Source organism: Allobosea sp. GW823-FHT01F03, from assembly GCF_058798075.1.
Genome location: NZ_CM179505.1, coordinates 4,565,388 through 4,578,590, shown reverse-complemented (window position 1 = coordinate 4,578,590; position 13,203 = coordinate 4,565,388). Strand labels below are relative to the sequence as shown.

Sequence of the window (13,203 nt, the reverse complement as noted above, 5' to 3'; positions counted from 1 at the left end):
AAGCGCGTCGTCTTTCCGGGGCAGGCCGACAGGCCTGAGCCCGGAACCCATGAACACCGTGATTGCGAGGAATACTGGCGGCTCCCGGCGCGGCATCAGGCAGCGTCGTGGTCGTGAGTTCCGGGCTCGCTGCTTCTTAGCGCCCCGGAATGACCTTAAATGCGGGTAGTTAAGCCGCCTCGGTCGAGGCGCTCGAGGCGCCCACCAGTCGCCGCGCTTCCGCCGCCGTCATCGGCTGCCCGAAAGTGTAGCCCTGCGCGTACTGGCAGCCGAGTTGGTAGAGCTCGATCGCATCCGACTCGGTCTCGGCGCCTTCCGCCACGACGTCCATGCGCAGATCGGCGGCGAGCTGGACGATCGAGCGCAGGATCACCGGCGGGCGGCCATTGCCCATCTGGCGCACGAAGCTCTGGTCGATCTTGATCGTGTCGAAGGGGAAGCGCTGCAGATAGGACAGCGAGGAATAGCCGGTGCCGAAATCGTCGAGCGAGAGGCCGGCGCCGAGATCGCGGATGCGCGACAGCATCTGCGCGGCATATTCCGGGTTCTCCATCACCAGGCTCTCGGTGATCTCGAGCTTCAATGTACCCGGCAACACGCGCCGGCGGGCCAGCACCGATTTGACGTCGCGCAGCAGATCGTGGCGCAGCAGCTGGCGGCTGGAGACGTTGACGCTGGCGAAGATCGGCGGCTCGACTTCGAGCGCGGCCTGCCAGGCGGCGAGCTCGCGCGCGGTGCGGTCCATCACATAGACGCCGAGATCGACGATCAGGCCGGTTTCCTCGGCGATGGAAAGGAAGTCTTGCGGCAGCAGGCGGCCTTCGCGCGGATGGTCCCAGCGCATCAGCGCCTCGAAGCCGGCGATGGTCCGGTCCTCGAGTCGCACGATCGGCTGGTACATCACCTGGATCTCACCGCGCTCGATGGCGCGGCGCAGATCGCTTTCCAGCGCCAGCCGGTCGTTGCGGTCGTTGCGCATCGCCGGCACGAAGACCTCGACGAGATTGCCGCCCTGGTTCTTGGCATGGGCCATGGCGAGCTCGGCGTTCTTCAGCGCGTCGTCCTTGCGGGCCGTCGGTGTGCCGTCGAACAGCGCGAGTCCGATCGAGGGCGTCAGCACGATCTCGCGCTCGGCGAAGGTTACGGGCGTCGAGACGGCGCGGCGCACCAGCTCGGCAAGGGCGAGGATGCGCTCGGGCTCGCGCTCGGAGACGAGGATCATCGCGAAGATGTCGCCGCCGATGCGGGCCAGCGTGTCTTGTGCCCGCAGCAGCCGGCCGAGGCGGCGCGCCAGCGTCAGCAGGATCGAATCGCCGGCCGAGAAGCCGACGGATTCGTTGACCTGCTTGAAGCGGTCGATGTCGATGACGATGACGGTCGGCCGGATACTCTCATCGGCGCGGCAGAAGCCGAAGACCGCGGCGAGCCGGTCCTGGAAGAGCTCGCGATTGGGCAGCCCGGTCAGGTTGTCGTGCACGGCGTCGTGCAGCATGCGCTCCTGCGCGGTGCGCTGCTCGGTGACGTCGGCGAGCGTGCCGATGACACGGATGACCTCGCCATCGGAGCCGATCACTGGCCGCGCCTTCAGGCTGAACCAGTGATAGGCGCCATTGCCGGCGCGCAGACGGAAGTCGAGCTGGAGCTTGCCGCGACGCTGCTCGAGCACGGCGTCGAGCGTGACGCGGTAGCGGTCGCGGTCGGCGACATGCATGTATTCCAGCCAGCGCGCGGCCGAGCCCTCGAGCGCGCCCTTGGGCAGGCCGAGCAGGATCTCGGTCTGCGGCGAGACGAAGATCTTGTCGGCGCTCACGTCCCAGTCGAAGACGAGATCGCCGGAGCCCGAGAGCGCGAGCGCCCGTCGCTCGGTGTCGGAGACCAGGCCCTGGGCCAAGGCGCCGCCGGCGAAGGCGTGCTGCACCACTGTGAAGCCGATCAGCAGCACGATCAGCACGAGCCCGCCGATCAGCGCCGGCGGCACGAGGTCGCGCACCAGCTGGCCGGTCACGGTGAACCCGGCGGCCGTGACCCAGACCGCGAGCAGGAACCAGGTCGGGATCAGCATCACCGCCCGCTCATAGCCATGGGTGGCAAGGTGCAGGATCAGCACGAAGCCGACCGCCGCGACCGCCGCGATCGAGATGCGTGCGACGCCGGAAGCCATCGGCGCATCGACCACGGCGAGGCCGACGAGACAGGCCAGGCCGAGCATCCAGACCAGCGTGATGTGGCTGTAGCGCACATGCCAGCGCGACAGGTTGAGATAGGCGAACAGGAAGACGAGCAGCGTTGCCGCCAGCACCACCTCGGCGCCGGCGCGATATATTCGCTCGATCGCCGGCGTCAGCGGAAAGATGCGCTGGAAGAAGCCGAAATCGAGCCCGGCATAGGCCAGGACCGCCCAGGCCAGCGCGGCCGCCGCCGGGAAGATCACGGCACCCTTGACCACGAAGATGATGGTCAGGAACAGCGCGAGCAGGCCAGCGATGCCGATGATGATGCCCTTGTAGAGCGTCAGCCCGTTGGTCTTCTGACGATAGGCCTCCGGCTCGTAGAGATAGAGCTGCGGCAGGTTCGGCGATTTCAGCTCGGCGACGAAGGTCACGGTGGTGCCGGGGTCGAGCGTGATCTGAAAGACGTCGGCGTCCGGTGAATCCTCGCGCTCCGGCCGCAGACCTTGACTGGCCGTGATCGCCTCGATGCGGCGGTCGCCGAGATCGGGCCAGATCACGCCGGAGCCGATCAGCCGGTGGAAGGGGGCGACCAGCAGCCGGTCGATCTGCTCGTCGGAATCATTGGTCAGCGCGAAGACGATCCAGTCCGGGCGCGCTCCGGATTCGCGTGCCCGGACCGCGATGCGCCGGACGATGCCGTCCGGCCCAGGCGCGGTCGAGATCTGGATGACGTCGCCATCGGATTTGTTGCGCTCGACGACGTCGGTGAGGTCGAGCACGGGCACGTCGACCGGCACGCGCTGCGCCTCGATCGCCAGCGCCGGGCGCAGCGCCGAGAACAGGGTCAGCACCAGGAGGCCAGAAATGGCGATGCCGAGCCGGAGGAAACGGTGCGTCGATGACAAGGTGGGCTCGGTCTTTCGGGCGGGTCTGAATGTTTAAAATTTGTCGGGTCAGTCGTATCGGCCGGGCGTGGCGAGGGCAAGGCGGCCTTCCCACTCTTCCTCACCCCTTGCGGAGGTCGGCGGCAAGCATCCCATAGAGCAGGTGGTCGGCCCAGACGCCGTTGATCCGCAGATAGCCGCGCGCCTCGCCTTCGGGCTGGAAGCCGACGCGCTCGAGCAGCCGGCGCGACGGTGTATTGTGCGGCAGGCAGGCCGCCTCGACCCGGTGCAGCGCGAGTTCCGAGAAGGCGAAGGCGAGCGCGCCGCGGACCGCCTCCGTCATATGGCCCTTGCCCGCATGCCGCTCGCCCATCCAGTAGCCGAGCGTGCAGGCCTGCGCGACGCCGCGTCTGACCAGGCCGAGCGTCAGCCCACCGAGCAGCGTTTCCGTGCGGGCATCGAGGACGAACAGGCAATAGGCCTCGTCGGAGGCGACTTCGCGGGCGGCCCGCTTCACCCGCAGCCGGAAGGCGTTGCGGGTGAGGTCGTCCTCGCTCCAGACCGGCTCCCACGGCGTCAGGAAATCGCGGCTCTCCCGCCGTAGCGCCGCCCAGGCGGCGAAGTCATTGGCGTGCGGAGGGCGCAATACGAGATTTTGTGTCCGGATCAGCGGCCGCGTCGGCGGGTCGGTCGCGAAACGGAACAGGGCCATGGCAGTCAGGCCGGGCGTGCGAGCGCGGCGCGCAGGGCTTCCGCCGGCGCCAGATCGTCGAGCGGGCCGATGGCGGCGACGGTGGCGTGGCCCTCGAGCAGGCTGCGGCCGGCGGCGCGCACATCATCGAGGCTGACCGCATCGAGCCGGCGCGCCAGCTCCTCGCGCGGGATGGCGCGGCCGAAGACCAGCACCTGCCGCGCCATCTGCTCGAGCTTGCCGCCGGGGCTCTCGAGCGAGGCCAGCAGGCCGACCTTCATCTGCGCCCGCGCCCGCGCCATTTCGACTTCGCTGACATCCTGCACGGCCTGTCGGAGGCAGTCGAAGGCGACATCGACGAGCTCGCCGACATCCTCAGGCGCCGTGCCGGCGCTGATGCCGAAAACGCCGCAATCGGAGAATGGCCAGTGGAAGGAGTCGACCGCATAAGCGAGGCCGCGCCGCTCGCGCACCTCCTGGAAGAGCCGCGACGACAGGCCGCCGCCGAGCACGGCAGAGAAAATCTGAAGCGGATAGTGCGCGCCATCCTCGAACGGCTTGCCGGGGAAGCCGAGCACGACATGGACCTGCTCCTCGTCGCCGTCGATGCGAGCTTCGCCGCCACGATAGACTGCAAGGTCGCGTGCCGGCGGCGGGACTGACGGTCGCAGCGGTAGCGGGGCCAGGGCCTTTTCGGCAAGGGCGACCAGCTCCGCATGGTCGACGGCGCCGGCCGCGGCCAGCACCATGTTGCCGGCATGGTAATTCCGCGAGAGATAGGCGCGGATCGCTTCCGGGGTGAAGCTGTTCACGGTCTGCGCCGTGCCGAGGATCGGTCGGCCGAGCGGCTGGTCGGGGAAGGCGGCCTGGAGGAAACGGTCGTAGACGAGATCGTCCGGCGTATCCTGAACGGCGCCGATCTCCTGCAGGATGACGCCCTTCTCGCGCGCCAACTCTTCCTCGGTCAGGGCCGGGGCGGTCAGGATATCGGCGAGGATGTCGACGGCCAGCGCCAGGTCCTGGCCGAGGACGCGCGCCGTGTAGCAGGTGTACTCGACGGATGTCGCCGCATTGAGGTCGCCGCCGACGCTCTCGATCTCCTCGGCGATCTGCCGGGCCGAGCGTCGCGCCGTGCCCTTGAACGCCATGTGCTCGAGCAGATGAGCGAGGCCGTGCTCATGCGGCAGCTCGTCGCGCGAGCCGGCGCCGATCCAGATGCCGAGCGACACCGTCGCGGCATGCGCCATATGTTCGGAGACGATACGCAGCCCGGAAGGCAGGGTCGTCAGGCTGACCGCGGGATCGTGCGCGAGCGCCCGTTCCTCGCGCTTGGCGGGCTTGGGCTTGCCGGCCCTGGCGTTGAGTTTGCTCATGCGGCGGCGCTCCGCACGGCCCTTGCCCGCTCGGCGATGAAGCGTTCCAGCTTGCCCTGGTCGTTGGGCAGCAGGCTCGAGCGTTCCTTGCGCTCCATCAGGTCGGCGAGATGGGCCGGCAGTGCCGGCCGCACGCCGCACGCCGCCTCGACGGCGGCGGGGAACTTGGCCGGGTGGGCGGTGCCGAGCGCGACCACCGGCGTCGCCGGGTCGGCCTTCAGCGCTGCGCGTGCAGCGCGCACGCCGATCGCGCTGTGCGGGTCGAGCAGATAGCCGGCATCGCGCCAGGTCGTGCCGATCTCGGCCGCGACGGCAGCCTCGTCGATCGCGACGGCGTCGAAATCGGCGCGGATGCGCGCGAGCGGGCCGGCCGCGATCTCGAAGCGCCCGGATTGCTGGAGTGACTGCATCAGCCGGCGCACGGCGGCGCTGTCCCGGTCATGCGCCTCGAACAGCAGCCGCTCGAAATTCGAGGAGATCTGGATGTCCATCGAGGGCGAGGTCGTGGCGGCGACGCCACGCATCTCGTAGACGCCGGTTTCGAGCGTGCGCGCCAGGATGTCGTTGCTGTTGGTGCCGATCGCCAGCCGCCCGATCGGCAGGCCCATGCGCTTGGCGATCCAGCCGGCGAGGATGTCGCCGAAATTGCCGGTCGGCACTGCGAAGGAGACCGGCCGGTGCGGGCTGCCGAGCGCGCTCGCCGCCGTGAAATAGTAGACCACCTGCGCGGCTATCCGGGCCCAGTTGATCGAGTTGACGCCGGAGAGGCGCAGCTCGTCGCGGAAACGGTGATGGTTGAACAGCGCCTTCACCAGGTTCTGGCAGTCGTCGAAGGTGCCCTCGACCGCGATGGCGTGGACGTTTCCGGCCTCGACAGTGGTCATCTGCCGGCGCTGCACGTCCGAGACGCGGCCCTCGGGGTAGAGAATGAAGATGTCGACCCGTTCCAGCCCCTTGAAGGCGTCGATCGCGGCGCCGCCGGTGTCGCCGGAGGTGGCGCCGACAATGGTGGCGCGCTCGCCGCGCTGGGCGAGGACATGGTCCATCAGCCGCCCGAGCAACTGCATCGCCACGTCCTTGAAGGCGAGGGTCGGGCCGTGGAAGAGCTCGAGCGAGAACAGGTTGTCGCCGAGCTGGACCAGCGGGCAGACGGCCGGGTGCCGGAAGCTGGCATAGGCCTCGCCGATCATCGTCTTCAGCGCGCCGCCCTCGATGTCGCCATCGGCGAGTGCGCCGACGATCTGCTCGGCTACCGCCGCATAGGGTTTGCCGGCGAGGCCGGCAATCTCGGTCGTCGAGAGCTGCGGCAGGGCTTGCGGCAGGTACAGGCCGCCATCGCGGGCGAGCCCGGCGAGCAGCGCGTCGGCGAAGGAGAGCGAGGGCGCATCGCCCCGGGTAGAGATATGCAGCACGGCGGTTCCGTTTCGAGTTTGTCCTGATCCTATAGGCCCGTTGGCGGGGGAGGGCAAAACCAAAGGACAGGTCCGGCTGGGTTCACGCGTCGGTGCGCATCCGCCTCGCCTGGAGGGCATAGGCGCCGAACACGCCGATCAGGGTCAGCGCCAGCCCGAACCAGGTGAGCGCATATTGCAGGTGGTTGTCGGGTATGCGGGCGATCAGTTCCCTGACGTCGACGCCGGCGGGTGGGGTCATGCCGTCGCCGCTGCGTTCCGCCTCGAGATAGAACGGTGCGCCCGGCAGGCCGAGCGAGGCGGCGATCGCCTCGGGATCGCGGGTGTAGAACTCGCGCTTGCCGGGCAGGTCCGCGGGGGTGAAGCTGTTGCGGGCCTCCGGTGCGCGCAGGAAGCCGGAGACGGTCACAGGGCCGCTGGCCGGCTTCATGGCGCCGTAGAGCGCCTCGGGCACGAAACCGCGATTGACCAGGATGGTCGCTCCGTCCTCGAGGCGAAAGCCCTGGAACACCCAGCGGCCGAAGCCGGAGAGCTGGCGCGTGCCCGGCGGGCCGGCTGCGATGGTGGTGCGCACGCCGGCGATGCCGTCTTCCAGGTAGGTGCCCCTGGCCTCGACGCGTTGCAGGTCGAGCTGCGCTGGGTCGAGGCTCGCCCACTTGCTTGAGGGCGGCAGGGCGGAGGCAGGGCCCTTCGCCTGGGTCTCGAGCCGCTCGATGAAGCCGTGTTTCTCGGTCATGCGCTGGAGCTGCCAGGTGCCGAGCGTGCAGAGCACCCCGACACCGATGACGGTCAGCAAGGCCGGCAGGAGGAGTTTCGGGCGGGCTGGAGTGGAAGGGGGCGCGGCGTTCACTTCCTTATCCTGCCTTCCTGTGCCCGGTTCACATATTGCAGTGCGACCGCCAGCCCCTTCATCGGCCGCAGCAGGCCGAGACAGGTGATGAGCGCCAGCGGCAGCCAGAGCGTGAGATGCAGCCAGATCGGCGGCTCGTAGGCGATCTCGACATAGAGCGCGAGGCCGAGCACGAAGAAGCCGGCGACCAGCATGATGAATACGGCCGGCCCGTCGGCTGAATCGGCGAAGGCGTAATCGAGGCCGCAGGCGGCGCAGCGCGGGCGCAGCTTCAGATAGCCGTCGAAGAGCTTGCCTTCGCCGCAGCGCGGGCAACGGCCGCCGAGGCCGGTCGAATAGGGCGAGGGCAGGCTGGCTGGCGGCGTTGTCATGCGCTTCTCCTCAAATGCAAAGGGGCGGCCTGGCGGCCGCCCCTCGATTCTGCGACCGCGATCGGTCCCGCTTCAGTGGGCAGCCGGCGCGCCGGCGCCCCAGACATAGATCGCGGCGAACAGGAACAGCCAGACCACGTCGACGAAGTGCCAGTACCAGGCGGCGAACTCGAAGCCGAGATGCTGGTTCGGCTTGAAGTGGCCGAGATAGACCCGGTAGAGGCAGATCGCCAGGAAGATCGTGCCGATCAGCACATGGAAGCCGTGGAAGCCGGTCGCCATGTAGAAGGTCGCGCCATAGATGTGGCCGCTGAACGCGAAGGTGGCGTGCGAGTACTCATAGGCCTGGACGATCGTGAACATGCCGCCGAGGATCAGGGTCAGCCACAGCGCCTGCTTCAGCCCGGCGCGATCATTCTTGATCAGCGCATAATGCGCCCAGGTCACGGTGGTGCCCGAGGTCAAGAGGATCAGCGTGTTGAGCAGCGGCAGATGCCAGGGATCGAAGGTCTCGATGCCCTTCGGCGGCCAGTGGCCGCCGGTGAACTCGGCGCGGGCGTATTGGATGGTCTCGCCGGTGAACAGGCTGGCGTCGAAGAAGGCCCAGAACCAGGCGACGAAGAACATCACCTCGGAGGCGATGAACATCAGCATGCCGTAGCGGTGATGGATCTGGACGACGCGGGTATGGTGGCCCTCATGCTCGGCCTCGCGGACCACGTCCATCCACCAGGCGAGCATGGTGTAGAGCACGCCCAGAACACCGGCGCCGAAGACCAGCGGGCCGAGCTGCATGCCGGCGACCGGCATGTGCTTCATCCACATCACGGCGCCGATCGCCATGATGGTGGCGGAGGTGGCGCCGACCAGCGGCCACGGGCTCGGATCGACGAGGTGGTAGTCGTGGTTCTTGGTATGGGCCTCGGCCATCGTGGTCGTCTCCGCGTCCGATAGAAGTGCAGCGCGCTGGCTTGCTGCTTATAGGCTTGATTTGGCTGCGTCACCCTTGCTTTCCGCGACCGGTTGTCCGGATTTCGACGGGAAGTAGGTGTACGACAGGGTGATTGATTTCAGGCTCGCGAGCTCGCGGTTCCCCTCGATTTCAGGGTCGATGTAGAACACGACCGGCGCCTCGATGCTCTCGCCGGGCTGCAGCGTGTTCTCCGTGAAGCAGAAGCACTGGATCTTGACGAAATGCGCCGCAGCCTGGGAAGGCTGGACATTATAGGTCGCGATCCCGGTGACGGGCCGCGAGGAGGTGTTGGTGATCTTGTAGAACACCGTCTGCGTCTCGCCGATGCGGGCGGTAATCTCGGTCCGCTCGGCCTCGAAGCGCCAGCCCAGAGCCGGCGAGACATTGGCGTCGAAGCGCACCGCGATCGTGCGGTCGATGACGCGGCTGGCGCCGGTCGTGCCGACCAGGGGCGTGCCGCCGAAGCCCGTCGCCCGGCAGAACATGTCGTAGAGCGGCACGGCGGCGAAGGACAGCCCGGTCATGCCGAGCGCGACGGTGCTGCAGATCAGCACGATGCGGCGATTCTTGGCGGATGCGGCGGTCATCGCGTCACAGCGGACGGTTGAGGATCGCCGGCCCGGTCTTGGCCAGCGTCACCACGAAGAAGAACAGGACCAGACCCGCCAGGACCAGGGCGAGCGCGATCGAACGGCGCCTGCGCCGGGCCATGTCCTCCGGCGAGAAGGCGGCCGGCGGTGCGGGCTGGGGCGGTGCGTCCTGGCGCTGCGGGTTCTCGCTCATCCCAGCACCTTGGGCAGGGCCCACATCAGGCCGAGTCCGTTCTCGGCCAGAAGCACGGCGAAGAGCAGGAAGAGATAGAGGATCGAGAAGCCGAAGAGCTGGTAGGCCGCCTTATAGGCCGCCTCGCCCTCGGTGACCTTCAGCACGCGCAGAGACAGCGCGATCATCATCAGTCCGGTCACGACCGAGACCAGGAGATAGATCGCGCCACCGAAGCCCATCAGCGCCGGTAGCACGGCGACCGGGGCCAGCACGAAGGTGTAGGCGACGATCTGCCGCCGCGTCGCGGCCGGGCCGGCGACATTGGGCAGCATCGGGATGCCGGCGCGGGCATAGTCGCCGGACTTGACCAGCGCCAGGGCCCAGAAATGCGGCGGCGTCCACAGGAAGATGATCGCGAAGAGCACGATCGAGGTCAGGCCGAAATCGCCGGTCACCACGGCTTCGCCGATCATCGGCGGGAAGGCGCCGGCGGCACCGCCGATGACGATGTTCTGCGGCGTCGCCCGCTTCAGCCACATCGAATAGACGACGGCGTAAAAGAAGATCGTGAAGGCGAGCATCGCCGCCGAGAGCAGGTTGGCGACGAGGCCGAGCACCAGCACCGAGCCGATCGACAGCACGAGGCCGAAGGCGAGCGCTTCCTTGGCCTGGATCCGCCCGGCCGGAATCGGTCGCTGCGCGGTGCGCGTCATCACCGCGTCGATATCGGCGTCCCACCACATGTTGAGCGCGCCGGAAGCACCGGCCCCGACCGAGATCGCGAGCAGGGCGGCAAAGCCGATGACCGGGTTGATCGCGCCGGGAGCGGCCACCATGCCGCCGAGCGCGGTCACGATGACGAGGAACATCACGCGCGGCTTCAGCAGCGCGAAATAGTCGCCGGCCTCCCCGGTGGAGGTCGGAACGGCGCCGTCACGGTGCGGGGCGATCTGATCGAACGCAGCAGACATCGGTACTTGGTCTTCGTCTCGTCTAAAGGGGCCCGAAGTGGGCCGTGATTTATAATGAACTCCGGTGGCTGGGCGCCGCCCGCCTCCGGAAAGCCCGCTTCCAGGCTCTCGGGAGATGGGCGGCGGCGGGGCTGGCCCCGCCGCCGCTTTATTCTCAGTGGTCGGAGCCGGCGATGCGCGGCAGGGTCTCGAACTGGTGGAACGGAGGCGGCGAGGACAGGGTCCACTCCAGCGTCGTCGCACCTTCGCCCCACGGATTGTCGCCGGCCAGTTCCTTCCTGGTGAAGGCGACGATCACGCCGTAGATCCAGACCAGCAGGCCGGCGGCGAAGATGTAGGAGCCGATCGACGACCAGAAATGCCAGCCGGCGAAGGCGTCGGGATAGTCGACATAATGGCGCGGCATGCCGGCGATCCCGAGGAAGTGCTGCGGGAAGAACAGCAGGTTCGCACCGATGAAGGCGATCCAGAAGTGCAGGCGGCCGATCCAGTCGGGGATCACATAGCCGCTCATCTTCGGGAACCAGTAGTAGAAGCCCGCGAAGATGCCGAACACGGCGCCGAGCGACAGCACGTAGTGGAAGTGCGCGACGACGTAATAGGTGGCGTGCAGCGAGCGATCGAGGCCGGCATTGGCCAGCACGACGCCGGTGACGCCGCCGACCGTGAACAGGAAGATGAAGCCGATCGCCCAGATCATCGGCGCGGTGAAGCGCAGCGAGCCGCCCCACATCGTCGCGATCCACGAGAAGATCTTCACGCCCGTCGGCACCGCGATGACCATCGTCGCGAAGACGAAATAGCGCTGCGTGTTGAGCGACAGGCCGACCGTGTACATGTGGTGGGCCCAGACGATGAAGCCGACGACGCCGATCGCGACCATGGCGTAGGCCATGCCGAGATAGCCGAAGATCGGCTTCTTCGAGAAGGTCGAGATGATGTGGCTGATGATGCCGAAGGCCGGCAGGATCATGATGTAGACTTCGGGATGGCCGAAGAACCAGAACAGGTGCTGGTAGAGCACCGGGTCGCCGCCGCCGGCCGGATCATAGAAGGTCGTGCCGAAATTGCGGTCGGTGAGCAGCATGGTGATCGCGCCGGCGAGGACCGGGAGCGAGAGCAGCAGCAGGAAGGCGGTGACCAGCACGCCCCAGGCGAACAGCGGCATCTTGTGCATGGTCATGCCGGGCGCGCGCATGTTCAGGATCGTGGTGATGAAGTTGATCGCGCCGAGGATCGAGGCCGCGCCGGCGAGGTGGAGCGCCAGGATCGCGAAGTCGACGGCCGGGCCCGGATGGCCGGCCGAGGAGAAGGGCGGATAGACCGTCCAGCCCGTGCCGGGGCCCTTGGAGCCGGGAGCGCCTTCGGTGAACAGCGAGATCAGCAGCAGCACCAGGCCGGAGACGGTGAGCCAGAAGGAGATGTTGTTCATCCGCGGGAAGGCCATGTCCGGCGCGCCGATCATCAGCGGCACGAACCAGTTGCCGAAGCCGCCGATGACCGCGGGCATGACCATGAAGAAGATCATGATCAGGCCGTGGCCCGTGACGAAGACGTTGTAGCTCTGGCCGTTGGCGAAGATCTGCAGCCCCGGCTCCTGCAACTCGATGCGCATCATGATCGACAGGAAGCCGCCGATCAGGCCCGCGATCACCGAGAAGATCAGGTAGAGCGTGCCGATGTCCTTGTGGTTGGTCGAGAGCAGCCAGCGCCGCCATCCGGTCGGATGGGCGTGTGCGTGGGCGTCGTCGTGCCCGTAACCCTGGGCGTGGGGAGCCGAGGTGGCCATGAGGTTCGTCTCCTCCTGCGAAGTCGGTTCGCGTGAGTTCAAGTCAATCGGGTTCAACGGGTCGCTTCAGCGACCTTGCCGGCGGCATCGGCCGCATTGGCGAATTTCTGCTTCGATTCCGCGAGCCACGCGGCATAGCGCTCGGCGCTGACGACCCGGAAGGCGATCGGCATATAGGCGTGGTTCTGCCCGCAGATGAACGAGCACTGGCCGTAGAAGATACCTTCGCGGTCGGCCCGGAACCAGGTTTCGTTGAGGCGGCCGGGGATGGCGTCGATCTTCACGCCGAAAGCGGGAACCGTGAACTTGTGGATGACGTCGGCGGCGGTGACCTGCACGCGCACGATCTTGCCGACCGGAACCACCGCCTCGTTGTCGACGGCGAGCAGGCGCGGAGCCTCGGCCGCGGCGATCTTCTTCGAGCTGATCGCCTCGGCGCGCTGCTTCTCGTCGAGCATCAGCGAATCGAAGCCGAAGGCGCCGCCTTCCTGCGGATACTCATAGGACCAGTACCACTGCTTGCCGGTCACCTTCACGGTGATGTCGGCCTTCGGCACTTCGAGCTGCAGCTTGAGCAGGCGGAAGGAGGGAATCGCGACGACGACCAGGATCAGGACGGGGATGATCGTCCAGGCGACCTCGAGCAGGGCGTGGTGCGTGGTCTTCGCCGGCACCGGGTTACGGCGCTCGTTGAAGCGGTAGGCGACATAGACGATCAGCGCCAGGACGAAGACCGAAATGGCGACGATCAGGATGTTAATCCAGTCGTGGAACCAGTGGATGAAGGTCGCGACTTCGGTCGCTGCGGGCTGAAGATTCATCTGCCAGGGCTGCGGCATGCCGTTCTGGGCCGATGCGGCGGCCGGGAAGAACGCGATCAACGTCGCGGCGGCAGCCGCGGCGGCGTCCCTGAGGGTCGAGGTCACAAATCGCATCGGTCCGACATAGCTCCT

Annotated in this window: 12 protein-coding genes; all 12 read right to left on the bottom strand. The window is 67.5% G+C overall.

All coding sequences use genetic code 11. The features are described from left to right. Positions 1 to 169 precede the first annotated feature (169 nt). Complete coding sequence (locus AC3RCC_RS21935; RefSeq protein WP_465247509.1) at positions 170 to 3,076, bottom strand: EAL domain-containing protein; 2,907 nt, start codon at positions 3,074 to 3,076, stop codon at positions 170 to 172. Positions 3,077 to 3,176: 100 nt separating this feature from the next. After that, complete coding sequence (locus AC3RCC_RS21930; protein ID WP_291638344.1) at positions 3,177 to 3,767, bottom strand: GNAT family N-acetyltransferase; 591 nt, start codon at positions 3,765 to 3,767, stop codon at positions 3,177 to 3,179. A gap of 5 nt (positions 3,768 to 3,772) precedes the next feature. Then, a complete protein-coding gene (locus AC3RCC_RS21925) occupies positions 3,773 to 4,993 on the bottom strand; it encodes a M16 family metallopeptidase (protein WP_492258814.1) in 1,221 nt (406 codons plus the stop codon). A 122-nt stretch (positions 4,994 to 5,115) separates the two neighbouring features. Beyond that, positions 5,116 to 6,531: a threonine synthase gene (gene thrC, locus AC3RCC_RS21920; protein WP_492256578.1), complete on the bottom strand. Its 1,416-nt coding sequence runs from the start codon at positions 6,529 to 6,531 to the stop codon at positions 5,116 to 5,118. Positions 6,532 to 6,613: 82 nt separating this feature from the next. Further along, complete coding sequence (locus AC3RCC_RS21915; protein WP_492256577.1) at positions 6,614 to 7,381, bottom strand: SURF1 family protein; 768 nt, start codon at positions 7,379 to 7,381, stop codon at positions 6,614 to 6,616. Beyond that, the gene (locus tag AC3RCC_RS21910) at positions 7,378 to 7,752 is read right to left on the bottom strand and encodes a DUF983 domain-containing protein (RefSeq protein ID WP_291638340.1); all 375 of its coding nucleotides are present in this window, start codon (positions 7,750 to 7,752) and stop codon (positions 7,378 to 7,380) included. The genes AC3RCC_RS21915 and AC3RCC_RS21910 overlap by 4 nt, the downstream gene beginning before the upstream one ends. A 72-nt stretch (positions 7,753 to 7,824) precedes the next feature. Next, the gene (locus AC3RCC_RS21905; protein WP_291638339.1) at positions 7,825 to 8,682 is read right to left on the bottom strand and encodes a cytochrome c oxidase subunit 3; all 858 of its coding nucleotides are present in this window, start codon (positions 8,680 to 8,682) and stop codon (positions 7,825 to 7,827) included. 48 nt (positions 8,683 to 8,730) lie between these two features. Next, entirely contained in the window at positions 8,731 to 9,312 is a 582-nt protein-coding gene (locus AC3RCC_RS21900) for a cytochrome c oxidase assembly protein (protein ID WP_291638338.1), read from the bottom strand. A gap of 4 nt (positions 9,313 to 9,316) precedes the next feature. Beyond that, a complete protein-coding gene (locus tag AC3RCC_RS21895) occupies positions 9,317 to 9,508 on the bottom strand; it encodes a cytochrome c oxidase system small membrane protein (protein ID WP_291638337.1) in 192 nt (63 codons plus the stop codon). Continuing rightward, positions 9,505 to 10,461 (bottom strand): heme o synthase, encoded by a 957-nt coding sequence (locus AC3RCC_RS21890; RefSeq protein ID WP_291638336.1) that lies wholly within the window; start codon positions 10,459 to 10,461, stop codon positions 9,505 to 9,507. Before AC3RCC_RS21890 ends, AC3RCC_RS21895 begins: the two co-directional genes overlap by 4 nt. Positions 10,462 to 10,615: 154 nt before the next feature. Then, positions 10,616 to 12,250 carry a cytochrome c oxidase subunit I gene (ctaD, locus tag AC3RCC_RS21885; protein WP_291638335.1) on the bottom strand — a complete coding sequence of 545 codons (1,635 nt, stop codon included), beginning with the start codon at positions 12,248 to 12,250 and terminating at the stop codon, positions 10,616 to 10,618. A 53-nt stretch (positions 12,251 to 12,303) separates the two neighbouring features. After that, positions 12,304 to 13,185, bottom strand: a complete 882-nt coding sequence (coxB, locus tag AC3RCC_RS21880) for a cytochrome c oxidase subunit II (protein WP_465247144.1) — start codon at positions 13,183 to 13,185, stop codon at positions 12,304 to 12,306. Positions 13,186 to 13,203: the final 18 nt, after the last annotated feature.

Bases quoted from the DNA above. Each gene is read 5' to 3' on its own strand.
- AC3RCC_RS21930 (WP_291638344.1), bottom strand. From the start codon at position 3,767: ATGGCCCTGTTCCGTTTCGCGACCGACCCGCCGACGCGGCCGCTGATC.
- AC3RCC_RS21925 (WP_492258814.1), bottom strand. From the start codon at position 4,993: ATGGCGCATGCCGCGACGGTGTCGCTCGGCATCTGGATCGGCGCCGGC.
- AC3RCC_RS21910 (WP_291638340.1), bottom strand. From the start codon at position 7,752: ATGACAACGCCGCCAGCCAGCCTGCCCTCGCCCTATTCGACCGGCCTC.
- AC3RCC_RS21905 (WP_291638339.1), bottom strand. From the start codon at position 8,682: ATGGCCGAGGCCCATACCAAGAACCACGACTACCACCTCGTCGATCCG.
- AC3RCC_RS21900 (WP_291638338.1), bottom strand. From the start codon at position 9,312: ATGACCGCCGCATCCGCCAAGAATCGCCGCATCGTGCTGATCTGCAGC.
- AC3RCC_RS21895 (WP_291638337.1), bottom strand. From the start codon at position 9,508: ATGAGCGAGAACCCGCAGCGCCAGGACGCACCGCCCCAGCCCGCACCG.
- AC3RCC_RS21890 (WP_291638336.1), bottom strand. From the start codon at position 10,461: ATGTCTGCTGCGTTCGATCAGATCGCCCCGCACCGTGACGGCGCCGTT.
- ctaD (WP_291638335.1), bottom strand. From the start codon at position 12,250: ATGGCCACCTCGGCTCCCCACGCCCAGGGTTACGGGCACGACGACGCC.
- coxB (WP_465247144.1), bottom strand. From the start codon at position 13,185: ATGCGATTTGTGACCTCGACCCTCAGGGACGCCGCCGCGGCTGCCGCC.